This is a genomic window from Rhodopseudomonas sp. BR0C11 (genome assembly GCF_010820945.1).
Classification (GTDB): domain Bacteria; phylum Pseudomonadota; class Alphaproteobacteria; order Rhizobiales; family Xanthobacteraceae; genus Rhodopseudomonas; species Rhodopseudomonas palustris_H.
On record NZ_QTKI01000026.1, the window covers coordinates 1 to 23,011 of the forward strand.

At 64.6% G+C, this 23,011-nt stretch carries 18 protein-coding genes; all 18 read right to left on the reverse strand.

From position 1 onward, the window contains the following. Positions 1 to 410: AMP-binding protein (locus DYI24_RS04110; protein WP_164571359.1), on the reverse strand; the 410-nt coding region annotated here is incomplete at its 3' end. A gap of 173 nt (positions 411 to 583) precedes the next feature. Beyond that, positions 584 to 1,975, reverse strand: coding sequence for a vWA domain-containing protein (locus tag DYI24_RS04115; protein ID WP_164571360.1), 1,392 nt, complete (start codon positions 1,973 to 1,975; stop codon positions 584 to 586). Then, entirely contained in the window at positions 1,975 to 2,922 is a 948-nt protein-coding gene (locus DYI24_RS04120) for an AAA family ATPase (RefSeq protein WP_164571361.1), read from the reverse strand. The genes DYI24_RS04115 and DYI24_RS04120 overlap by 1 nt, the downstream gene beginning before the upstream one ends. 2 nt (positions 2,923 to 2,924) lie before the next feature. Beyond that, positions 2,925 to 3,908 (reverse strand): acyl-CoA dehydrogenase family protein, encoded by a 984-nt coding sequence (locus DYI24_RS04125; RefSeq protein ID WP_246701148.1) that lies wholly within the window; start codon positions 3,906 to 3,908, stop codon positions 2,925 to 2,927. Between the two features lie 257 nt (positions 3,909 to 4,165). Next, on the reverse strand, positions 4,166 to 6,262 hold the full coding sequence (gene katE, locus DYI24_RS04130) for a catalase (protein WP_164571363.1): 2,097 nt from the start codon (positions 6,260 to 6,262) through the stop codon (positions 4,166 to 4,168). A gap of 411 nt (positions 6,263 to 6,673) precedes the next feature. Continuing rightward, positions 6,674 to 7,264 (reverse strand): c-type cytochrome, encoded by a 591-nt coding sequence (locus DYI24_RS04135; RefSeq protein WP_164571364.1) that lies wholly within the window; start codon positions 7,262 to 7,264, stop codon positions 6,674 to 6,676. Positions 7,265 to 7,494: 230 nt separating this feature from the next. Next, a complete protein-coding gene (locus DYI24_RS04140; protein ID WP_164571365.1) occupies positions 7,495 to 8,748 on the reverse strand; it encodes a PQQ-dependent sugar dehydrogenase in 1,254 nt (417 codons plus the stop codon). 262 nt (positions 8,749 to 9,010) lie between these two features. Further along, a complete protein-coding gene (locus DYI24_RS04145) occupies positions 9,011 to 10,660 on the reverse strand; it encodes an OFA family MFS transporter (RefSeq protein WP_164571366.1) in 1,650 nt (549 codons plus the stop codon). A 63-nt stretch (positions 10,661 to 10,723) separates the two neighbouring features. Then, complete coding sequence (locus tag DYI24_RS04150; RefSeq protein WP_012494440.1) at positions 10,724 to 10,939, reverse strand: formate dehydrogenase subunit delta; 216 nt, start codon at positions 10,937 to 10,939, stop codon at positions 10,724 to 10,726. Beyond that, positions 10,929 to 11,759: a formate dehydrogenase accessory sulfurtransferase FdhD gene (gene fdhD / locus DYI24_RS04155; protein WP_164571367.1), complete on the reverse strand. Its 831-nt coding sequence runs from the start codon at positions 11,757 to 11,759 to the stop codon at positions 10,929 to 10,931. Before fdhD ends, DYI24_RS04150 begins: the two co-directional genes overlap by 11 nt. After that, the gene (gene fdhF / locus DYI24_RS04160; RefSeq protein WP_164571368.1) at positions 11,759 to 14,605 is read right to left on the reverse strand and encodes a formate dehydrogenase subunit alpha; all 2,847 of its coding nucleotides are present in this window, start codon (positions 14,603 to 14,605) and stop codon (positions 11,759 to 11,761) included. The genes fdhD and fdhF overlap by 1 nt, the downstream gene beginning before the upstream one ends. A gap of 11 nt (positions 14,606 to 14,616) precedes the next feature. Next, the gene (locus tag DYI24_RS04165; protein WP_164571369.1) at positions 14,617 to 16,173 is read right to left on the reverse strand and encodes a formate dehydrogenase beta subunit; all 1,557 of its coding nucleotides are present in this window, start codon (positions 16,171 to 16,173) and stop codon (positions 14,617 to 14,619) included. Beyond that, on the reverse strand, positions 16,170 to 16,640 hold the full coding sequence (locus DYI24_RS04170; RefSeq protein ID WP_164571370.1) for a formate dehydrogenase subunit gamma: 471 nt from the start codon (positions 16,638 to 16,640) through the stop codon (positions 16,170 to 16,172). Before DYI24_RS04170 ends, DYI24_RS04165 begins: the two co-directional genes overlap by 4 nt. A 293-nt stretch (positions 16,641 to 16,933) precedes the next feature. After that, complete coding sequence (locus DYI24_RS04175) at positions 16,934 to 17,827, reverse strand: LysR family transcriptional regulator (RefSeq protein ID WP_107342917.1); 894 nt, start codon at positions 17,825 to 17,827, stop codon at positions 16,934 to 16,936. A 513-nt stretch (positions 17,828 to 18,340) separates the two neighbouring features. After that, positions 18,341 to 19,030, reverse strand: a complete 690-nt coding sequence (locus DYI24_RS04180) for a TadE/TadG family type IV pilus assembly protein (protein WP_164571371.1) — start codon at positions 19,028 to 19,030, stop codon at positions 18,341 to 18,343. Between the two features lie 11 nt (positions 19,031 to 19,041). After that, a complete protein-coding gene (locus tag DYI24_RS04185) occupies positions 19,042 to 19,620 on the reverse strand; it encodes a TadE/TadG family type IV pilus assembly protein (protein WP_107342914.1) in 579 nt (192 codons plus the stop codon). 10 nt (positions 19,621 to 19,630) lie between these two features. Next, positions 19,631 to 21,037 carry a TadE/TadG family type IV pilus assembly protein gene (locus DYI24_RS04190; RefSeq protein ID WP_164571372.1) on the reverse strand — a complete coding sequence of 469 codons (1,407 nt, stop codon included), beginning with the start codon at positions 21,035 to 21,037 and terminating at the stop codon, positions 19,631 to 19,633. Positions 21,038 to 21,590: 553 nt separating this feature from the next. Then, positions 21,591 to 22,814 carry a BtaA family protein gene (locus DYI24_RS04195; RefSeq protein ID WP_164571373.1) on the reverse strand — a complete coding sequence of 408 codons (1,224 nt, stop codon included), beginning with the start codon at positions 22,812 to 22,814 and terminating at the stop codon, positions 21,591 to 21,593. Positions 22,815 to 23,011 lie beyond the last annotated feature (197 nt).

The window sequence follows — 23,011 nt, forward strand, 5'->3', positions numbered from 1 at the left end:
GCCTCATAGGCCGGACCGAACGCCAGCAGATGCGGCACGCCGCACGCAGCCTTCAACTCCGCCGCCATCGGCGCCAATTCGTCATCGTGCGCCAGCACTCGCGGCGCGGCATCGCCGACGATGTAAGACAGTTCGTGGACGGTGAGACGGACGTTGAGCGGCACGAAGATCGCGCCGAGCCGGAAGCAGGCGAACTGCACCTCCAGCGTCTCGACCGCATTCAGCGCCAGCACCGCGACGCGGTCGCCGCGGCCGACGCCGAGCGTTGCGAGATGCGCCGCCAGCCGGTCGACCCGTTCGTCCATTGCGCGGTAGCTGATGTTGCGGCTGGTGGTGAGATCGACCACCGCGATCCGCTCCGGGCGGACTTCGGCGTGATGGGCGATCCAGTCGAAGTAAGCGAAGCTCATCGGTCTTCTCCCTCGGAAGGTCGGCGGCTCTTGATGGCCGTCTCGACGAGGGAAGTGAAAGCGCGGGCCGGCGGGAAGTCAATCGCCGCATCTTGTGCGCCGCAACTAACTATCGCGAAATTGAGCCGGCCACGCAGCCGGTCGGCGCAAGACAGGCCGGCGCCGTCCAGCGGCTACTGATAGGCCGCCACGATGTCCGAGACCGCGCGTTCGAGCTGCTTAGCCGTCGCGCATTGCCGGACCAAGTTGCAGAACGGCGCGTAGCGGAACATTTCCGAATCGCCCCAGCCCCAGCCCATCCGGCCTTCGGGATTGAGCCAGACCACGCGCTTGGCGCGCTCCGAGATGGTGCGCAGGATGTCGGTGCGCGGATCGAGATTGTTGCTGCGGGCGTCGCCGAGCACGATCACCGTGGTCTTCGGCGTCACGGCGCGCAGCCAGCGCTTTTCGAAATCCGCCAGCGAGGCGCCGTAATCGGACGAGCCGAACCCGACCTTGGACATGATCTCGCGCATCGCCGCTTCTGGCTCCTGCTTGTCGAGGATGTCGCTGACCTCGATCAGGTGGCCGGAGAACGCGAACGAGCGAACGTCGTCGACCACCTCATGCAGGCTATGGATCAGCAGCAGGAAGAAATCCGACACCTGCGCCACCGAGCCGGAGACGTCGCACAGCGCCACGATCTGCGGCCGGTCGCGATGCCGCCGCTTCCAGGCGGTGAGGAACGGAATGTTGCCCCAGGCGGCGTTGCGGCGGATCGTGCGGCGGACGTCGAGATGGCCGCGGCGCTGCCGCTTGCGCGGCTTGCTGTAGCGCTCGCGCAGCCGCCGCGCGATGGCGCGGATCAGCTCCTTCATCTGCTCGACCTGGCGCCGCTCCAGCCGCATCATCGGCGCGTTGCGCAGCACCTCGTGGCGCAGGTTTTCGGCCTCCTCGCGGCCGTAGAGTAGCAGCGCTTGCGCCACCATTTCGCGCACGCTGTCGCGCAGGCCGTCGAGCGCGGCAGCGAGCCGTTCCGCCTGCGCCGGATCATCGGCCTTGAGCCGGTCGAGATCGTCGCGCAACTGGCCGATACCGAGCGCTTCCATCATCCGGCTCTGAAACAGGCCGCGCTGGGTGAAGAACCGGATGTTGGAGAGCGATGCTTCGTTGGCAGCGCCGGCGAGCGCAGCGGCAACCGCACTGCGATCCTGCGCCAGCAGCATCTGGGCCAGCTCGCCGAGTTCCGGCGGCGCCGAGCCTTCGCCGCCGCCCTGCCCCGGCGCGCTGCTGCCGCTCGGCTGCGACGGTGATGCCCCACTTTCGGACTGCTGATCGGCCCCTTCCGCGGCGTCCGCATTCGTCTTCGGCTCGGGCCGGCTGAAGAACAGATCGAAGCATTGCGCCAGCGCCTGCTTCTCGTCCTGGGTCTTGGCCAGCGTCACCAGCAGGGTGTCGCGCAACAGGCCGCGATCGGCGAAGCCGACCTCCGACACCGCCCGCATCGCGTCGATACTCTCGGCCGGCGACACCCGCACGCCGGCGCCGCGCGCCGCCCGGAAGAAGCGGTGCAGCTCCTCGCGCATCAGCCGAACACGCCCTCGCGCCCGGCCTTGGCGACGAAGCCGGAGACCTGCGGCAGCGCGGTTTCGATGTCGGCTTCGTACTTCAACAGCACGTTGAGCGTGTCCTTCACGGTCTGGTGGTCGAGCTCGCTCGCCTGCAGCAGCACCAGCACCCGCGCCCAGTCGATCGTTTCGCTGACCGACGGCAACTTCTTCAGATCGAGCGCGCGAATCTGGTTGATGAAGCCCACCATCTGGCGGCGCAGTGTCTCGCCGGCGCCGGGCACGCGGCTTTCGACGATGCGCTCTTCCAGCCGCTGTTCGGGGAAGCCGATGTGCAGATGCAGGCAGCGCCGCTTCAGCGCGTCCGACAGATCGCGTTCGCCGTTCGAGGTCAGCAGCACCAGCGGCTTCACCGTGGCGCTGATGGTGCCGAGCTCGGGGATCGTCACCTGATAGTCGGACAGGATTTCGAGCAGCAGCGACTCGAACTCCGCGTCGGACTTGTCGATTTCATCGACCAGCAGCACGCAGCCCTGCGGCTGCTCCAGCGCCTTGAGCAGAGGTCGCGGCTCGACGAATTCCTTGGAGAAAAATACGTCGCCAAAATCGTGCAGCCGACCGAGCGCATCGGTCAACGTCTGCGCGCCGCCGAGCACTTCGCCGAGCTTGTCCTTGAGGATCTGGGTGTAGAGCAGCTGCTTGGCGTATTTCCACTCATACAGCGCCTTGGCCTCGTCGAGCCCCTCGTAGCACTGCATCCGGATCATTTGCAGGCCGCGCCAGCTCGCCAACGCTTTCGCCAGTTCGGTCTTGCCGACGCCGGCGGGGCCTTCGACCAGGATCGGCTTCTCGATCTTCTCGGCCAGATATACCGCCGTGGCGATCTGGCGGCTGGCGATATAGCCGACCGATGCCAAACCTGCGGTGACGGCCTCGATGGATTGCATCGGCAGATTCGCAGTCATAGCTATTGATTGCTCCAGAGAGATTGGCCGAGGGCGATCTGCCGCTGCTTGCGCGGCTCGCGCGCCACATTGGCCAGCACGTCGAATGCCGCCAGCGATCGGGTGAGTTGATCGTCGATCCGATCCGGCGGCAGCAGCGCACGCAGCTCTTCGACGAGCATACGCGCCAGGCTGCGGACGCCGATCACGCGCGCACCATTGGGCGGCTCGCCGCTGTCCAGCGCCTGCACCGCGGCGGCGCTTCCCGCTTGTGCCAGCGACAGCAGTCCAGCAAGGCGGCCGAGCGTCAGTGCGTTCTCTTCGCTGTTCGCGATCCGCGCCGCGACCGTGTGCAGCAGCCAATCGAGGAAGCCGACAGCGGTCGCGGTGGCGACCGTATCTTCGAGATCGCGGAACGGCAGCGCCATCGCCGGATAGGCATCCGGCATCGTGCCGATCCGCGCCGAGGCCGGCACGACGCAGTTCTCAAAGCTTAGTTCGCAATGCGACGCCGGCTTCAGTACGTCGAGCGACGGCATCGGGGTCAGCGTCAATCCTTCGGTGCCGCGCGGCAGCAGAAACAGGCCGTAGCGCTTGCGGCCCTGCTCGACGCCGGTGATCGCCAGCACCAGAAACAGATCGGCGACCGGACCGTTGGTGCTCCACGCCTTGCGGCCGTTGATGACGTAGCCGTCGGCCCGCTGTTCGGCGGTCGTCTGGAGATGCTTCGGATGCGCACCGGCGCCGGGCTCCGAGATCGCCACCGCGGCCCAACCGCGTCCCGAGGCAATCCGCGGCACCAGCTCGCCGCGCTGCGCCGCGTCGGCGAAGCCGGCGATAAAGAACCGCGCGATCAGTTGGCGCCCGGCGAACGCCGTGGCGAGACCGAGTTCGCCGGTCGACGCCGCAATCGCCCGTTCGGCCTGCGCGATCGCCCTGTAGCTGTCGAGCGCCGCGTCGCTGCCGGGAAGGCCGATCTCGAACAGACCTGCCTCGGCCATCGGCATGAACGGATCGGCGCCGGATCGATCTGCGGCTAGCGCCCGCCAACGCGCGACGCGTGCGGCGACCGCCGCCGTTGCCGCCTCTGCCGTCCCGAGGATCGCGCCTGACGCGCCCGATGTTCGAAGCTCACTCATAGCTCCGTGTGTAGAACAAGCCCGCGGCGGCGGCGAGTGTTTGTTGTATTCCGGCAAATGGAATGCGACGCGCGGCGAAGCTGACTCCGCCGCGCGCCATCAATGTCGCCGAATAGCAAGCTTAGCTACACCACGTGAACCTTCGGCTCGCGCTCCCAGAACCGCAATTGCGAGCAAAGCTCCAGGAAACGCTCGGCGTCCTTTGGTCCGCCGAGACTCATCACGCCGCCGTCGGGTTCGACACCGGCCTTCTCCAGAAGTGGCGCCGCATCCTTGGTGACCGCAATAAACTTGGCGTGGGCGAAGGCGTCGGCGACGAAGTCGCGCGCGGTCGCTTCCTGTTGCAGTTGAAGGGCGCCGTCTGGCGAGAGCAGTACCGCGACCGCATCGTACAGCACCGACGGACCACCATTGACCTTCTGCTTCGCCGGCCGCTGCTTACCATCGGACGCGGTGAAGCCGCCGACCTTCGGGGCGATCAGTTCGACCATCGCGCCTTGCTTTGTGGCGACGATCTCCAGCGCCGCCAGCAGCTTGGCGTCGGCGCCGTCGCTGACCAGAATGCCGAGCTTGCGGCCCTTGAAGCTGCCCGGCGCATTCTTGACGATGCTGAGCGCCGGCGACGGTGGCAAATCCGTGATCGGCTTGCGGGCTGGCTCGGCAGCCGCCGGCAGCTTGATGCCGAGACCGTCGGCGACCATCTGGGCGAGCGTCTTGTCGACATTGAGGAGATGCGACACCACGCGGGCGCGGATCGCCGGCGTCTCGACCTTGCTGAGTTCGAACACGAACGCGTCCTTGATATGCGTCTGCTCGATCTCGCTCTGGCTGACGTAGAACTGCCGCGCCTGACTGTAGTGATCGGCGAACAGTTCACCGCGGGCGCGGCGCCGCTCGCCGGGTTCCTCAGCCGGAAAGCTGCGGAAACCCTTCGGCGTCTCGCGCGGTCCGGTCCCCCAGCTGTTCGGCTCGTAGTTGACGCGGCCACGCGGGTTGTTGAACGCCATGTGGCCGTCCTGCGTGAAGCTGTGGAACGGGCACTTCGGCGCATTGATCGGCAGGTCGGTGAAATTGGTGGTGCCGAGCCGCTTCAGTTGGGTGTCGAGATAGGAGAAGTTGCGGCCCTGCAGCAGCGGATCGTTGGTGAAGTCGACGCCCGGCACGATGTTGGCGGTGTGGAAGGCGACCTGCTCGGTCTCGGCGAAGAAATTGTCGACGGTCCGATCGAGCACCAGCCGGCCGACGCGGCGGATCGGCACGCGTTCTTCCGGAATGATCTTGGTGGCATCGAGAATGTCGAACTCGAACTCGTCGGCGAAGGCGTCGTCGAACAGCTGCAGGCCAAGCTCCCATTCCGGATAGTCGCCGGCCTGGATCGCATCCCACAGATCGCGGCGGTGGAAGTCCGGGTCTGCGCCGTTGATCTTCACCGCCTCGTTCCACACCACCGACTGCATGCCGAGCTTCGGCTTCCAGTGAAACTTGACGTAGGTCGATTTGCCCTCTGCATTGATCAGCCGAAAGGTGTGGACACCGAACCCTTCCATGAACCGGAAGGAGCGCGGGATCGTCCGGTCGGACATGATCCATAGCGCCATGTTGATGGATTCCGGCATCAACGAGATGAAGTCCCAGAAATTATCGTGCGCGGTCTGCGCCTGCGGGAAGCCGCGGTCCGGCTCCTGCTTGGCGGCGTGCACCAGATCGGGAAACTTGATCGCGTCCTGGATGAAGAACACCGGGATGTTGTTGCCGACGATGTCCCAGTTGCCTTCGCGCGTGTAGAGCTTCACGGCAAAGCCGCGGACGTCACGCGCGAGATCCGACGAGCCCTTGTTGCCGGCGACCGTGGAGAACCGCACGAAAGCCGGCGTGCGCTCGCCGGCGCGCTGGAAGATGTCGGCGGCGGTGATGTCCGACAGCGACTCGTAGGTCTCGAAAAAGCCGTGGGCGCCGAAACCTCGCGCATGCACGACGCGCTCGGGAATGCGCTCGTGGTCGAAGTGGAAGATTTTCTCGCGGAATAGAAAGTCTTCCATCAGCGTCGGCCCGCGCCGGCCGATCTTCAGGCTGTTCTGATTGTCGCTGATCGGAATGCCCTGCCGGCTGGTGAGCGCCGGCATATCGCCGCTGGCAACCTGATGGGTCTCGCCGCCAGGCCCGCGATGGATCGAAGCGTCGGCCAGCTTGGCGGATTTCAGTTCGGGATGCTTGTCAGCCATGGAACCTCGCGCAGAAGGACAGAGTGATGGCGGCGCGGCTCTCGCGGCGATCGAAGCCATCGCTGCCGTGTCGATCCAACTGTGCGAGAGAGTCGTCCGCCGCTGGACTACGGCGTGAATGCGGATTGGTTCCTGGGATGAAACGAGTGAGGCAGACAGGTCGACAGCCCTGCCCTGTCATCAAGCTCGCAGGTCAACGCCCACACCCGTCATTCCGGGGCGCTCACGCCAGTGAGCGAACCCGGAATCCAGAGGTTATCGAGGGGTGATCCGCTAAATCGAGATTCCGGGTTCGCGCGTTTCACGCGCGCCCCGGAATGACCATTTTGGCGCGTACTCGGCCTCCCAAACGACGGTGACAAGGCGGTGCTTGGCAGCCTCTCAATCGTAGTGAACGATCGACCAAACACCCTAATTCAAATGCGCCAGATAATGCGCCAGCGCGTAGATTTCTTCTTCGCTGAGCTGATAGGCGACGTCGGCCATCGCCGCCATCGCGCCGCCGGAGCGCTGGCCGGATTTGAACTCGTTCAACGCCTTGATCAGATATTCTTCGCGCTGGCCGGCAAGTCGCGCGGTCGCCTTGATGCCGGCGAAACTGTCAGTGTGGCAGGATGCGCAGCGCCGTCCCACCGCGGCCTCTGCGCCCTTGCGCGACAGCTCGGGCTTTTCATCCGGCTTCAGATTTTTCATCGGCGGCAATGAAGCGAAATACGCACCGAGATTGCGGATGTCCTCATTGCTGAGATCCTCGACCACCGAGCGCATATTGGCGTTCTCGCGGGTGCCGGCGCGGAAGAACACCAGCTGCCATTGAATGTAGAGATCGGGCTGTCCGGCCAGCGACGGGGTGTACTCCATCTTGGAGATGCCGTTCTCGCCATGGCAGATCGTGCAGACCCCAGCCTTGGCCTTGCCGGCCTCGATGTCACCGGCGACGAGAGGGGAGGCAAGCAAACCAAAACAGAACGACAGCGACAGCGCAGCAAGCAGGCGAGTCATGCAAGGGGCCTCTGTTGGCTCAGAGCTTGTGGTTGGAGTTCGTCATTCCAGGATTCGTCGCGGTCGGCGCAGCCGGCCGGGGCGAAGGCCCCCAATCCATAACCACTGCGATCGGGTGAAGCACGAAGGCGGTGGTCGGGCCTCACAAACGGCACGGGGAGCATGGCTTCCGGGTCGCCGCTGCGCGGCGCCCCGGAATGACACGTGGGGAGAGCGCGCTCAGCTCGAGCTCATTTGCTGTAGCTGATGCGATAGATCGCGCCGGCCCAGTCGTCGGCCACCAAGATCGAACCGTCCTTGGCCAGCACGATATCGGCCGGACGGCCGAGATAGCCCTGATCGCCTTCGATCCAGCCGTCGGCGAAGACCTCCTGCTTGGCGTTCTTGCCGTCGGGATCGGCCGTCACCTTGACGATCCGGCCACCCTGATATTTGTGCCGATTCCAGGAGCCGTGTTCGGCGATCAGAATCGCGTTCTTGTAGTCGGCCGGAAACTGATCGCCGGTGTAGAACTTCATGCCGAGCGGAGCGACGTGGGCGCCGAGATTGAGAACCGGCGGTGTGAACTCCGAGCACTGATGCCCCATCGCAAATTTCGGATCCGGCATGTCGCCCTGATGGCAATACGGATAGCCGAAATGCTCGCCGAGCTTGGCGATCATGTTGAGCTTGTCGCTCGGCATGTCGTCGCTGATCCAGTCGCGCGCATTCTCGGTGAACCAGTATTTTCCGGTGCGGGGATCAACGTCGCCGCCGACCGAATTGCGCACGCCGAGCGCGACGATCTCCGCATTGCCGGTCTTCGGATCAACGCGGCGGATCTGCGACACCGAGGTCGGCGGGATGCCGATGTTGAAGGGCGGACCGAACGGCACGTAGAACCAACCGTCCTTGTCGGCGGCGAGATACTTCCAGCCGTGCGCCACGTAAGACGGCATGTCGTCATAGACGACTTTGCCGGAGCCGAGATTATCCAGGTTGGCTTCGGCATTGTCGTAGCGGATCAGCTTGTCGATATCGATGACGTACAAAGCGCCGCCCTGATAGGCAAGGCCGGTCGGCATCTTCAGACCTTTGAGGATGGTCTTGACCTGCTTCTTGCCGTCCTTGTCGGTGATCGCATAGACGTTGCCGAGTCCGAACGAGCCGACGAACAGCGTGCCGTTGTCGCCCCACGCCATCTGCCGCGCGGCGAGCACGCCCGAGGCATAGACCTCGATCTTGAAGCCCGGCGGAAGTTTGATCTTCTTCATCATCGCTGCGAGTTCGGCGTCGGACGAACCGGTCGGCGGACCAGCCGGCGGCGCGAGGCCCTTCTGCGCTTCGGTCTCGTCGCCGAGGAACCAATCGGGCGGCGGGTTGCTCCAGAATTCCTTGGTGCCGGATTCGTACTTCTTCAGCCCCTGCGCGCCAGCCTGCGATATCGCAGCGGCCGCCAATGCAATGGCGCAGGCAACAGCGGATCGTGTGAAGACCGATGTCATCGCGTTCACTCCCTCGGCGGCCATTCCGGCCGCTTTGATTCTTATTAGTTGGAACGGTTCGCGTCGGATCGTCGCCGGCGGAGGACGCCGGTGGCGAGACGCTATCACATCCGTTTCGGGAGAGAAGAACGATTGCGAGTGAATCGCGATGAACATTCGCTGCGCCGCAATCGATGCAGTGCAATGAAGCGCGTAGCTCAAACCAAACGATCAAATCAAAGCGGGACGGCGGCGAACCGCCGTCCCGCGGCTTTGGCCAGGATCAGAAGATCTTCATCGCGTTCTGCAGCGTGATCCAAACGCCCCAGGCGAGCGGAACGCCGACGAACAGCCAGAACGCGGCGGCACGGGCATCGAGCCCACCCTTGCCGATGCCGTAGGAGCCGCCGCCGACATTGGCGGCGGCGCCCTTGGCCTGTAGCGCGGCAACTTCCTCGGGCTTCATGAACCACTTGTCGGCAAGCGGCTTGACCATCGCGTTGCAGATCAGGCCGAGCACCAGCATGCCGGCGAGGATATACATCGTGAAGTCATACACCTGCGCGCGTGGCACGCCGGCGGCGATCTGCGCTTCGCGAATGTAATTGACCACCACCGGGCCGATAATGCCGGCGGTCGCCCAGGCGGTCAGCAGGCGGCCGTGGATCGCGCCGACGAACTGGGTGCCGAAGATGTCGGCCAGATACGCCGGCACGGTGGCGAAGCCGCCGCCATACATCGACAGGATGATGCCGAAGGCGAGCACGAACAGCGCCTTGCTGCCCATCGCGGCGAGCGTCGGCGCCAGCGCGTAGAGCACGATGCCGAGCAGGAAGAACACGTAATAGGTGTTCTTGCGGCCGATGTGGTCGGACAGCGACGCCCAGAAGAACCGGCCGGCGATGTTGAACAGTGACAGCAGGCCAGCGAAGCCGGCCGCAATGCCGGCGATCACGGTCTTCTGCTCGGCCGACAGCTGGTTGAACGACAGGTCCGGCAGACCGATCAGCTTGCCGCCGAAGATCTCCTGCAACATCGGCGAGGCCATGCCGATGACGCCGATGCCGGCCGAAACGTTGAGGCACAGCACCGCCCAGATCAGCCAGAACTGCTTGGTCTTGTGCGCGTCCTTGAGGTGCACCTGATGCGCGGTGATGTAGGCGTTGTTCTTTTCCGGCGGGGTCCAGCCGTCCGGCCGCCAGTTCGGCGGCGCGAGGCGATAGGAGAACGCCCCGATGGTCATGAACACGAAGTAGATCAGGCCCATCGCCAGGAAGGTCTGCCACACGCCGACATCGGTCGGGGTCTTGAAATAGTTCATCAACATGTTGGCCAACGGGGCGCCAATCATCGCGCCGCCGCCGAAGCCCATGATCGCCATGCCGGTGGCCATGCCGCGGCGATCCGGGAACCACTTCACCAGCGTCGACACCGGCGAGATGTAGCCGAGGCCAAGACCGATGCCGCCGATCACGCCGGAGCCGAGCCACAGCAGCCAGAGTTGATGCAGATAGATGCCGAGCGCGCCGAGCACCAAGCCGCCCGCCCAGCACACCGCAGCGACGAAGCCGGCCTTGCGCGGACCAACCCGCTCCAGCCAGCCGCCCCACACCGCGGCCGAGGCGCCGAGCAGCACGAAGAACAGCGTGTACATCCACCCCATCGAGGCGACGCGCCAGTCGCAGGTGGTGGTGAACAGCTCCTGCACGATGGTCATGTCGGCACAGACTTTCGGCGCCGACAGCCCGACCGCGCGCGACAGCGGCAGCCAGAACACGCTGAAGCCGTACGCCATGCCGATGCAGAGGTGGATACAAAGTGCCGCCGGCGGCACCAGCCAACGATTGAAACCGGCGGTAGCGATAATCCGTTCGCGATCAAAAATACCCGGCCGTGCGCCGGACAGCCGTCCGGCCCCATCCAATATGGTCATGTCGTTTCCTTCCCCTGTTGCGGCCGTCCGTTTTCGGACTGACCGTCGTCGCATGCGCCCTTGCTAAGTTGCCCCTTTCAACGCCTCCACTGCGGCCCGCACCTCGGGCGCGAGCCCATCACCCCCGGCCTCGAGATGCGCGATGATCGCCCGCCGCATCCGCGGCTCCCAGAACTTCTTCAGATGCTCGGTGATACCCGGCACCGCCTTGTCCGGCCCCTGGCTGCGGAAGAACGCGCCGATCTGATTGGCCATATACACCAGCCGGTCAGGCGACATCGGCAGCTCCCTTGTGATCGATGTCGGTGATGCGCTGCGGATGGCTGAACAGCTCGAAACCATCGGCACGCGCAATCGCAGCCAGCGTAATGCCGGCAGCCTCCGCCATTCGCACCGCAAGTGCGGTCGGCGCCGACACGGCGACCAGCACGGCGGCGCCGATCGCGGCGGTCTTCTGCACCATCTCGACCGAGACCCGGCTGGTCAGCAGCACGATGCCGTTCGATGCATCGATTTTATCTCGGGCGAGCGCGCCGGCGAGCTTGTCGAGCGCATTGTGGCGACCGACATCCTCACGCACATGAACAATGCCGTGTTCCGGCGTGAAGTAAGCAGCGGCGTGTACCGCGCGGGTTTCGACGTTGAGCTTCTGCAGCGGCGGCAGGGCCTCGATCGCGGCGATGATCTGCTGCGGCGAGAAACTGCGGCCGGCACCGACGGTCGCAACCGGACGGACCGCCTCGGCAATCGAGTCCACTCCACACAGCCCGCAACCGGTCGGTCCTGCGATATGCCGGCGGCGCTGCTGCAGACGTTCGGCGACATCGCCCGCGAGCCACATCCGCAGTTCGACGCCATCGTCGTGCGGCACGATCTCCAGGCTCTCAATCTCGGCGGCTTGCCCGATCACGCCTTCGCTCAGGCTGAAGCCGATCGCGAAGTCTTCCAGATCGGCCGGCGTTGCCATCATCACCGCCTGGGAGGAGCCGTTGTAGCTGATCGCGACCGGCGTCTCGTCGGGGATTGCGCGCGTGCCGGGCTGCATCCGGCCGTGACGCCAGACCTTAGTCTTGCCGGTGTGGACGGTCGGCCGCGCCATCACTCCGCGGCCTCCGCAGGCACAGCAATCCGCCGCGCGGCAGTCGCCTGCTGCTCATAGGAGCGCTGCCATTCCGACGGCCCGTTCGACGGCGCGACCTGCACGGCCGTCACCTTGTATTCCGGACAGTTGGTGGCCCAGTCCGAGTACTCCGTCGTGACGACATTGGCCTGGGTGTCGGGGTGATGGAACGTCGTATAGACGACGCCGGGCGCAACGCGGTCGGTGATCAGCGCGCGCAGCGTGGTCTCGCCGGCACGGCTGGCGAGCCGCACCCAATCGCCGTCGCGCACGCCGCGTTGCTCGGCGTCGTGCGGATGGATCTCCAGCCGGTCCTCGTCATGCCACACAGTGTTGGCGGTCCGCCGGGTCTGCGCGCCGACATTGTACTGCGACAGGATACGGCCGGTAGTGAGCAGCAGCGGGAAGCGTGGCCCGGTGCGTTCGTCGGTCGCGACATATTCGGTGATGACGAACTTGCCCTTGCCGCGCACGAAATGGTCGATGTGCATCACCGGCGTGCCTTCGGGCGCATTGGCGTTGCACGGCCACTGGATCGAGCCGAGTTCTTCCAGCCGGTCGTAAGACACTCCGGTGAAGGTCGGGGTCAGCGCCGCAATCTCGTCCATGATCTGCGACGGATGGGTGTAGTTCATCTTGTAACCGACCGCCTCGGCCAGCCGCAGCGTGACTTCCCAATCTTCCAGACCGTTCTTCGGCGACATCACCTTGCGGACACGCTGGATGCGGCGTTCGGCATTGGTGAAGGTGCCGTTCTTTTCCAGGAAGGTCGAGCCCGGCAGGAAGATGTGGGCGTAGTTGGCGGTCTCGTTGAGGAACAGGTCATGGACGATGACGCATTCCATCGCTTCGAGACCGGCCGCGACGTGCTTGGTGTTGGGGTCGGACTGCAGAATGTCCTCGCCCTGCACATACAGCGCCTTGAACGAGCCCTCGACCGCGGCGTCGAGCATGTTGGGAATGCGCAAGCCCGGTTCGTTGTCGAGCTTGACGTTCCACAGCGCCTCGAAGCTTTCGCGCACCGAGTCGGTCGAGATGTGGCGATAGCCCGGCAGTTCATGCGGGAACGAGCCCATGTCGCATGAGCCCTGCACGTTGTTCTGGCCGCGGAGCGGATTCACGCCGACGCCCGGCCGGCCGAGATTGCCGGTGGCCATCGCCAGGTTGGCGATCGCCATCACGGTGGTCGAGCCCTGGCTGTGCTCGGTGACGCCGAGCCCGTAATAGATCGCGCCGTTTCCGCCGGTGGCGTAGAGCCGCGCGGCTTCGCGCAAGCTGCCCGGATCGACGCCGGTGAAGGCAGCCGTGGCCTCCGGGCTGTGCTTCTCGTCGGAAACGAACGCCGCCCAGTGCTCGTATTCGCTCCAGTCGCAGCGCTCGCGCACAAAGGCCTCGTTGGCGAGCCCTTCGGTGACGATGACGTGCGCTAGCGCGGTCAGCACCGCGACATTGGTGCCGGGTTTCAACGGCAGATGCTGCGCGGCTTCGACATGCGCCGAGCGAACCAGGTCGATCCGGCGCGGATCGATCACGATCAGCTTGGCACCCTGGCGCAGCCGCTTCTTCAGGCGCGAGCCGAACACCGGGTGGCCGTCGGTCGGGTTGGCGCCGATGATCATCACCACATCGGCATGCTCGACCGAGTCGAAATCCTGCGTGCCGGCGGAGGTGCCGAACGCGGTCGACAGGCCGTAGCCGGTCGGCGAGTGGCAGACGCGGGCGCAGGTGTCGACATTGTTGTTGCCGAAACCGGCGCGGATCAGCTTCTGAACCAGGAAGGTTTCTTCGTTGGTGCAGCGCGACGAGGTGATGCCGCCGACCGAGTCGCGGCCGTACTTCGCCTGGATGCGCTTCAGCTCGGAGGCCGCGTAGCTGAAGGCTTCGTCCCAGCTCACCTCGCGCCACGGCTCGGTGATCTTGGCGCGGATCATCGGCTTGAGGATGCGCTCCTTGTGGTTGGCGTAGCCCCAGGCGAAGCGGCCCTTGACGCAGGAATGGCCGCGGTTGGCCTTGCCATCCTTGTAAGGCACCATGCGGACCAGCTCTTCGCCGCGCATCTCGGCCTTGAAGGTGCAGCCGACGCCACAGTAGGCGCAGGTCGTCACCACCGAGCGTTCCGGCGTGCCGATCTCGATCACGCTCTTCTCGTTCAGCGTCGCGGTCGGGCACGCCTGCACGCAGGCGCCGCAGGACACGCACTCCGAGCCGAGGAAGCTTTCCTGCATGCCGGGCGACACCACGGAGTCGAAACCGCGGCCCGCGATGGTCAGCGCGAAGGTGCCTTGTACTTCCTCGCAGGCGCGGACGCAGCGCGAGCAGACGATGCATTTCGACGGATCGTACGTGAAGTACGGGTTTGACTCGTCGAGCCCCGGATTGGGATGCTTCTCGCCGGAATATCCATAGCGCACGTCACGTAGGCCGACCGCGCCGGCCATGTCCTGCAACTCGCAATCGCCGTTGGCCGAGCAGGTCAGGCAGTCGAGCGGGTGGTCGGAGATGTACAGCTCCATCACGCCCTTGCGGATCTGCTTGAGCCGCTCGGTCTGGGTATGGACGACGAGCCCGTCGGCGACCGGCGTGGTACACGATGCCGGCGTTCCGCTACGGCCGTCGATCTCGACCAGGCACAGCCGGCAGGAGCCGAACGCATCGACCATATCGGTGGCGCAGAGTTTCGGGATCGCAGTGCCGATCTCCATCGCGGCGCGCATGATCGAGGTGCCTTCGGGCACCGAAACGCTGCGGCCATCGATCGTCACCGTCACCATGGTTTCGGAGAGCGAGCGCGGCGTTCCGAAATCGGTTTCGTGGACCAAAGCCATGTCGTCGTCCTTTATTCCGCCGCCTGCAGCCGGCGCGGCGCGAGGCCGAAATCTTCCGGGAAGTGCGTCAGCGCGCTCAGCACTGGGATCGGCGTCAAGCCGCCCAGCGCACACAGCGAGCCGAACTTCATGGTGTTGCAGAGGTCTTCGAGCACGGCGATGTTCGCGGCCGGCTTATCACCGGCGATGATCTTGTCGACGGTCTCGGCGCCGCGGGTCGAACCGATCCGGCACGGCGTGCACTTGCCGCAGGATTCGTGCGCGCAGAATTCCATCGCAAACCGCGCCTGCTTGGCCATGTCGACGGTGTCGTCGAACACCACCACGCCGCCATGCCCGACCATGCCGCTCCGCGCGGCGAACGCTTCGTAGTCGAACGGCGTATCGAACAGCGCGCGCGGGAAGTACGCGCCGAGCGGGCCGCCGACCTGAACGGCGCGCACCGGGCGGCCGCTCAGCGTACCGCCGCCGATCTCGTCGACCAGCTCACCGAGGGTGATCCCGAACGCTACCTCGAACAGCCCGCCGTGCTTGATGTTGCCGCCGAGCTGGATCGGCTTGGTGCCGCGCGAACGGCCCATGCCGCAATCCGCATAGGCCTGGGCGCCGCCATCGAGGATGTAGGGCACTGCCGAGAAGGTCAGCACGTTGTTGATCACCGTCGGCCGGCCGAACAGGCCTTTATGCGCAGGTAGCGGCGGCTTCGCCCGCACCGTGCCGCGCTTGCCTTCGAGGCTCTCCAGCATCGAGGTCTCTTCGCCGCAGATATAGGCGCCGGCGCCGACTCTCACTTCGATGTCGAACGAATCCGTCGAGTGGCAGATGTGCTCGCCGAGATAGCCGGTGCGCCGCGCCGCCTCGATCGCGGCGTTCATCGCCTCGACGGCATGCGGATATTCCGAGCGGATGTAGATGTAGCCCTTGGTGGCACCTACCGCGATGCCGGCGATCGTCATGCCCTCGATGATCATGAAGGGATCGCCCTCCATCAGCATCCGGTCGGCGAAGGTGCCACTGTCGCCCTCGTCGGCGTTGCAGCAGATGTATTTCTGGCCGCGCCCGGCCTGCGCCACGGTGCGCCATTTGGTGCCGGTCGGAAAGCCCGCGCCGCCGCGGCCGCGCAGGCCGGATTTGACGACGTCGTCGATGATCGCGTCCGAGCTCATCTTCAGTGCTCGTTCGAGCCCGCGATAGCCGCCATGAGCGCGATAATCGTCGATCGAGCGCGGATCGACGATGCCGCAGCGCGCGAAGGTCAGCCGGGTCTGCCGCTTCAGCCACGGAATCTCTTCGGTCAGCCCCTGTCGCAGCGGATGCGGCGCGCCGGCCACGATCGCATCGAGCAGCGCCGGCACGTCGGCCGGCGTCACCGGCCCGTAGGCGACGCGGCCCTCGGGCGTGTCCACCTCCAGCATCGGTTCGAGCCAATACAGCCCGCGCGAGCCGGGACGAACAAGATCGACCGGCAGCTCGCGCGCATGCGCCTGTTCGAGCAGCGCGGCCGCGACCTCGTTGGCGCCGACAGCGAGCGCGCCGGAATCGCGCGGGATAAAGACGCGCAAACTCATCGCTGCGCCTCCGTCAGCAGGGCGTCGAGCTTTCCGGCATCGAGCCGGCCGACCACGCGCTCGTTGATCATCGCCGATGGCGCCGTGGCGCACAGGCCGAGGCAATAGGCCGGCTCCAGCGTCACCGCGCCGTCCGCCGTGGTGGCGCCGAAGGTGACGCCCAGCCGGGCCTCGACATGCGCCGCCAGCGCGTCGCCGCCGGCAGCCTGGCAGGCCTCGGCGCGGCACAGCTTCAGCACGTGGCGGCCCGGCGGCTCACGGCGGAAGTCCGGATAAAAGGTGAGCACGCCATGAACTTCAGCGCGTGACAGGTTCAGCGCCTGCGCGATCATCGGCTCGGCGTCCTGCGGCACATAGCCGAACGCCTGCTGCAACGCGTGCAGCATCAGCAGCGTCGCACCTTCCTTGTGCGTCAGCCCGGCGATGATTTCGCTCGCGCGGGCAGGTTCCCATGGTTCGTATTGCATCGGCGCTCTTCGTCGTCGTGGATCGCCGGATGAGAATAAGAATTGTTCAAAAGATCAATAAAGCAGTCCAATGCTGCGATAAGGAATCCGCAACGACAAGGGGCAGCCATAACGACACGGGGCCGCCATCGCCCTCCCCGTCATTCCGGGGCGCCGCGCAGCGGCAAGCCCGGAATCCAGAGGTTGTTTGAGCAAGGAGATTCCGGGTTCGCTCACTTCGCGAGCGCCCCGGAATGACTCGTGGCGGCGGCCTGCACGCCACAGCAGTTCCCGTCAGCACCCCCGGCCGGCGATCAGCTCTGCAGCGTCGGGGCGACTTCGCGGGCCACCTGCATCAAGGCGGCGACCAGCGGCGTGTAGGGCTCGCGCGGCGGCACCACCAGGCCGATGCTGTAGGCGACCTTGGGCTCGACAATCGGAATGGTGCGGACTTCGTCGCCGAGCCCGAGCGTCTCGGCAAGCTTGGCCGGCATCACGCTCGCCCAACGCCCGGTCTTGACGTGGGTGTAGAGCACGATGATCGAATTCGACGTCAGCGTCGGCTGCGCCGTGGTGCCGGCGGCGCGCAGCGCGCGGTCGATGATGCGGCGGTTCTGCATGTTCGGCGTCAGCAGGCACAGCGGAACCTGACCAACCTCACGCCAGGTCACCTGATCGCGATCCCCGAACATCCCGTCCGGCGAGGTGATCAGCCGATAGCTTTCCTGATACAGCGGCACGCTGCGGACTTTGCCGACCGGCTCGTTCTCGGTGTAGGTCAGCCCGGCGTCGACTTCGAGGTTTTCGAGCAGGCCGAGCACTTCCGACGAGGTACAGGACAGAATGCTGAAGCGGACATTGGGGTGCCGCGCGCGGAACGGCGTGGTGAGCTGCGCCACCATGCCGAGCACGGTCGGGATCGCGGCGATCCGCAGTTCGCCGGACAGCTCAGCCTTCAGCGCACCGATATCCTGGCGCATCGCGCGGCTGTCGGCGACGATCCGGCGCGCCCATTCCAGTGCCCGCTCGCCCTCCGGCGTGAAGCCGAGAAACCGCGAGCCGCGCTGCACCAGCATCACGCCCAAGATCTCTTCGAGCTGCTTGATGCCGGTCGACATCGTCGGCTGGGTCACGCCGCAGGCCTCGGCGGCGCGGCCGAAATGCCGCTCCTTGGCGAGCGCGAGTAGCAGCTCGAGCTTGTCGATCAAACCGGCCTCTTGGAAATTCTAGTGAATTTCAAGAGTCTTGCCCGATCAGGACGCATTCGGCAAGGCGGCCCAAGCGAGCCAAGCCTTGCACCACCGGACAACAATAACCCCGCCTCCCGGTTGCGCATCGGGAGCGCGGGGCCAGTCTGGGGAGAGACGCTGCCGGCGCGGGAAGCACGAACCATCCGCGCCACGCTTCGTCATTGGCAAACTAACTGACAGCCGGAATCGCGGATTGAGATGGATCAAGCTGGCGCCATCGATTTGCTATGCGCGTAGGGCGCTCGGCTAGGCACTCAGTGATCGCCGCCTCACCCGACCACCTCGTCTCCTTGTGCAACTGCAGCAAAGTCGCGACGGGCCAACACTGACGAAGACGGTCGCTAAGAAACCACCAACTCCACCGCCGTCATCCGCGGGTTTGACCCGCGGATCCATCGCGCGCGCAGCGCGCAATCAAAACGTTCTCACGGAGAAAGACCTGCAAGACCGCCGCCCGAAGCGGACGCTTAGCTAGCAATTCTTATACTGCAAATGCTGGAGACACGTGCACGTCGTGGTCGAACTGGAGTACTTGACGTCATAGTAGGCGGGACCGCTCGAATTAGACGGACTGTCGGTCGAGCAGCGCGGGAACATCCACACCGTATCCGTCAGATTGACGGTGCCGCTGATCGTGAACCCGAGATTAGGCGTATAGGCATACGTGACCTCCCCCACGATGAACGACACCTGATCGTTCTGGTTGTTCGGATTGGCCGCGTTGCCGACGGTCCCGTTCAGCGACGTCGGCACGGTCAGGCCGGACAGGCTGGTCCTCCCCGACCCGAAGGTGGCGCCGTTATACGACTGGCTCCATTGCAGGGTCAGATTGCCGTTTGCGTCACTGGAAACCTCCGACACGGTCACGGTCAGAAGTGACTTGCCGCTGCTGTCACTGATGGAATACGGCGCGATTGTTGCGCTCGCTCCGGTGAGGATATTCTGCATCGATGAGGTGCTGAGCGAGGTGTTCTGCGTCACCATGTCGGCCACGGAGTGAGCCGTCGCGCTGACTTTGACGCTGATCGCCATTCCGTTCGCGAGCTCGACTCCGCCGATGAACAGCGCCAGCAGAAATGGCACCACGATCGCGAACTCGGTTGCGGCGACGGCGTCAACGTCGGCCTGCAAACTCCTGACGGAAACTGATCGGCGGATCATGGACGGGACCTCTAGGGGTTGGCAGGCTCGTTCTGGAACGCTGCGGACGCCATGATCAGGCGTGATCCGTTCGGCTGATTCGCCAAATTGAAGGCGATCGGTCCGAAGAACATCGGCCAGAGATACATCACCCGGACGACGACGATGTCGCCGGCGTGGCCCGGGTTGAATTGCCAGCTGTTGTTGACGTTGCCGTTGCTGTCGTAGGTCAGCGCCGGCATGGCTATATTCGCCGCCGACCAATTGTTGGCGACGTTGACGTCGACCATCAGCCCCGAGCAACTGAAGAGCACGTTGGCATTGGTGCAGACGGTCTGCTTGAAGGCGGCGGCCGACGCCGCCGGCGTCAGGCTGACATTCTGCGCCTGAACCTGGCCGGTCAGGATCTGGCGGGCCGATTTCCGAACCGTGTTTTCAAGAACCGACTGCGCAAAGAACAACAGAAAAGTCTGGATCAACGCGACAATGATCGCGAAGAACGGCGTGGCGATCAGCGCGAATTCCACCGCGGTGGCGCCTGCGCGATCCTTGGCGAAGGCACCGATACGAACCCGACCCTGTTTGATTGCTCTTAGTCCGAATCGGGCCATGGCGGCTTTCTCATTGCGTGAGGCTGGCAGTGCTCGACGCGACCTTGAGGAACAAATCCGTCAAGGCTTGCGTGATGTTGCCGCCGGTTTGGACGTTCGAGAAGAAGCCTGGGGACGCGCAGGCTTGCAGATTCTGCGCAATAGCGCCGGTCGAAGACGTCGGCTCGTCGTAAGCATCGATCCAACTCATGTACCAAGTGTCCGTCACCGGGACATTGGGGGTCTTGAGCTGCAGATACTCCGTATAGAGGATCGCGATCTTGATGCCCCGGTTCTTGATGGTCGTACAGATCGAGGTGTCGAGCGGCTGCTGGCAGCGGCTGTTGGAGGCATAGCTGCCGTTTGGGCAGGACGAGGAGATCTTGTCCTCCACGCCGTCGGTGACGAGGAAGACGACTTCCTGGGGCGTATCGCCCGAAGCATTGCTACCAAGGCCCGGGCTCGGCATGATGCCGTTGAGGCTGGTGAGAGCCCCCGCGATATCCGTGCCGTTGTCGGTCTTGCAGTTGCTCGGTGAAGCCACGCAGTTCTGATACGCGACGGGCATCAGCGCAATGTTGGAAACCTGGGCGCCAGCCGTCGTCGGGGTGGTGAGCGACGCCAACGTATTCAGGCCCAAATCGAACGTATAGAGCGCCGCTCGATACGAGGTATTGTTCAGGGCCGACATGCACTGCATGACTCCCCCCGAGATTCCGGACTGCGGGCAGTTCGACCAGGTGTTGAGCAGCTGATTGACGGCGCTGGTCACGAGATCGATCCGCAACGTGATGTTGTTGGCTCGTGCGATGGCGAGGTTATCCTTGGTCCCGCCGTCATGGGCGATATTCGTTTCATGACAGGCGAAGCCGCAATTCTGCGAGGATGACGCTTTCTGGTACTTCGGCGCAGTGGCGGCAATCAGATTGCTGATGTCGGTCGCAGTCGCACCGATGCCCATCGACGGCGAATCGTCCATCAAGAGATAGAAATTCATATTTGGCGCACTGGACGCTTGCGCCGTCGATGCACCACTGATCGCCCATGACACATTGTTCATGAGCAGCTGGGGGAAGTTGTTCAGCGATGCGGCGTTGTAGGACACCTTAACGGTGCGCTGAAGCCCCACGTCAGTGATCGTAATGGTCGGCGTCGGCACCGACGCCAACCCGGACGCCAGCCGGTTGGCGGTCGACATGAAGATCGCGTAGGCGGTGTTTTGTGCCACCGCGTCGGTTTGCATCAGCATCGCCGGACGAACGGCTGCGATGGCGGCCGCGTCGGCGGCGGCGTCGAGTTGCTGCTTCTTGCGCAACGCCTGGGTGAAGTCGAGCGTCATGCCGAGCAGAAAGACGATGGGAATCATCACGAGGGCGGTAATGACCGCGATGTTCGCTTTGCGATCTCGAACGAAGCGAGACAACAGGGCGTCAGACATGACTTCCATCCCAGTCGCTTTGGTCCAGCGGGCGTCTTTTCGATGGAGTGAAGGCCGAGAAGAGAAGAGCAACGAACGCTCTCTCTGCTACGTTTGTAGCAGTGGATGTTGAAGAGGCACCGCTAAGCAATGCTTAAGCCGACCGCGTGAACGTCAGCACTTGAAAGTCGGTCGAAGCTGGTCCGAGCCGTTTGTTTAAGAAACAATAAACGCCGAATCCCGGGACGCCCTTCTCGGCTGGCGATCCGAACCTAAGACCTTGTCAGCCAAATATTATTTGATCTGGACGGCGGCAGTCGCGCCCGCATCGGTGCGACCCGAAGGCCCCATGTTCGGCTCTACAGCCGTCGATGAGTTCAGCAGCACAGGGGCTGATGTGCTCGCGTCTGCTGCGCCGTCCTCAGTCCGCAACCGGCGATGTACCTGTGCGGTGGAATCAATGCAGCGTGATCGGCATGGAGTCGGCAGCCGCAAAAAGCGAAGCTTGCCATCAATGAGCCTGGACTCGTTCGACCCGCCCTCAACCTCGGACGAACCCTATCAGTAGTCCTGCCTAGCCCCCCGCCCCCGACCGCCGCGTATAGCAGTGGAAGCCGCCATAGATGCCGGAGCGGTCGCGGTCGAAGCCGATGGCGCTGCGTTCGGCGTCGCGCTGCCAGGTCTGCTGCAGCGGAGCCAGCGGCTCGGTCTCCAACGGAGATTCGGCGCCGGCGGTGCGGAAGATCACCCGCACCTGCTCCTTGCCGGCGCGGTCGATCGCGTCCCACAGCGCGCGGATTTCATCCGGCGCCATCCAGTCCTGCGAATCCAGCAGCACCACGGCATCGATCTGGCGGGCTGGCAGACTCTCCAGGAACACTCGGAGGTTCTCGTGCACCGGGATCACCAGCCCGGCGCCGGCGCGCATCTGCTGATAGCGCCCCTCCTGCAGATACAGCGGCAGGCAGCGGTCACCCGGGCCCGGATAGCTCCGGCTCAGCGCCTGCCAGGCGAAATAATTGGTCTCGTTCGGATAGACGTCGATCAGCCGGAGCAGGCGCTGATGCAGCACCTCGTTGAGCGGCTGGTCGCCGCCGAGCAGTTCGCGCTGCTGCGGCGGAATGCCGAGGCTGAACAGCAGCGCCGGGGTCTGGGTAAGCATGCGGGCGAAGCGCGAGTGGAACAGCCGGTCGACGCGCTGCAGCGCCGCCTGCCGCTCCGGCGAGTCCGGCGCGCCCTTCAGCAGCACGTTGAGGTCGATCTTGGCGATCTTCGCCAGCAGATGCGCAAAGCCGATGAAGCGGCCGAGCGCGCCGTGGCGATAGAACCCGTCGGTGAAGTAACGGTAGCGCGGCCGGCCGCGGAAGTCGCGCTCGTCCCAAAAGCCCCGGGCGTCGAGATCGAGCGCGGGGCGCAGCCGCCGGCGATACAGGTCGGCGTTACCGGCCGCGGTGCCCTCGCCGAAGAACTGCCAGAACGATGCGTAGTCCGGCAGCGCGCGCAGGCCGGCGAGCTTTAGCTTGAGCAGCGCCAGATGTGCCTCGTTGAGATCGACCGCGAATACCTGCGCCGGCTTGGCGGTGAGGTAGGACAGCGCGTTGCAGCCGCCCGACGAGATCGTCACGATGGTGGAGCCGATCGGCAATTGCAGAGCCGCGAGGTCGGCCTCGGGATCTTCCCAGATCTGGGTATAGACCAGGCGGCGAAACCAGATCGAAAACAAAGCGTCCCACAGCGTCGACTCGCTGCGATCCTTGCTGTTGCGGACGGCGTCCGCGATCAGTTGCTGCGTGTTCATCGAATCCTCGACTCGGCAATCGATCCAAATTAGCTGCGCAACACTGCAGTTTTGCGACAGCACGGAACTGATCAGTGCCGCCTCCCTTGTCATCACCCTGTCGCCTGAAATCGCGATGGAAGGCGGATGATGCCGAACCAGGGTGGCAGGCCATGACGACGCTCACTCGCACCGATCTTCCGCGCACCGAGCTGACG

Bases quoted from the DNA above. Each gene is read 5' to 3' on its own strand.
- DYI24_RS04115 (WP_164571360.1), bottom strand. From the start codon at position 1,975: ATGCGCGAGGAGCTGCACCGCTTCTTCCGGGCGGCGCGCGGCGCCGGC.
- DYI24_RS04120 (WP_164571361.1), bottom strand. From the start codon at position 2,922: ATGACTGCGAATCTGCCGATGCAATCCATCGAGGCCGTCACCGCAGGT.
- DYI24_RS04125 (WP_246701148.1), bottom strand. From the start codon at position 3,908: ATGCCGATGGCCGAGGCAGGTCTGTTCGAGATCGGCCTTCCCGGCAGC.
- katE (WP_164571363.1), bottom strand. From the start codon at position 6,262: ATGGCTGACAAGCATCCCGAACTGAAATCCGCCAAGCTGGCCGACGCT.
- DYI24_RS04135 (WP_164571364.1), bottom strand. From the start codon at position 7,264: ATGACTCGCCTGCTTGCTGCGCTGTCGCTGTCGTTCTGTTTTGGTTTG.
- DYI24_RS04140 (WP_164571365.1), bottom strand. From the start codon at position 8,748: ATGACATCGGTCTTCACACGATCCGCTGTTGCCTGCGCCATTGCATTG.
- DYI24_RS04145 (WP_164571366.1), bottom strand. From the start codon at position 10,660: ATGACCATATTGGATGGGGCCGGACGGCTGTCCGGCGCACGGCCGGGT.
- DYI24_RS04150 (WP_012494440.1), bottom strand. From the start codon at position 10,939: ATGTCGCCTGACCGGCTGGTGTATATGGCCAATCAGATCGGCGCGTTC.
- fdhD (WP_164571367.1), bottom strand. From the start codon at position 11,759: ATGGCGCGGCCGACCGTCCACACCGGCAAGACTAAGGTCTGGCGTCAC.
- fdhF (WP_164571368.1), bottom strand. From the start codon at position 14,605: ATGGCTTTGGTCCACGAAACCGATTTCGGAACGCCGCGCTCGCTCTCC.
- DYI24_RS04165 (WP_164571369.1), bottom strand. From the start codon at position 16,173: ATGAGTTTGCGCGTCTTTATCCCGCGCGATTCCGGCGCGCTCGCTGTC.
- DYI24_RS04170 (WP_164571370.1), bottom strand. From the start codon at position 16,640: ATGCAATACGAACCATGGGAACCTGCCCGCGCGAGCGAAATCATCGCC.
- DYI24_RS04180 (WP_164571371.1), bottom strand. From the start codon at position 19,030: ATGATCCGCCGATCAGTTTCCGTCAGGAGTTTGCAGGCCGACGTTGAC.
- DYI24_RS04185 (WP_107342914.1), bottom strand. From the start codon at position 19,620: ATGGCCCGATTCGGACTAAGAGCAATCAAACAGGGTCGGGTTCGTATC.
- DYI24_RS04190 (WP_164571372.1), bottom strand. From the start codon at position 21,037: ATGTCTGACGCCCTGTTGTCTCGCTTCGTTCGAGATCGCAAAGCGAAC.
- DYI24_RS04195 (WP_164571373.1), bottom strand. From the start codon at position 22,814: ATGAACACGCAGCAACTGATCGCGGACGCCGTCCGCAACAGCAAGGAT.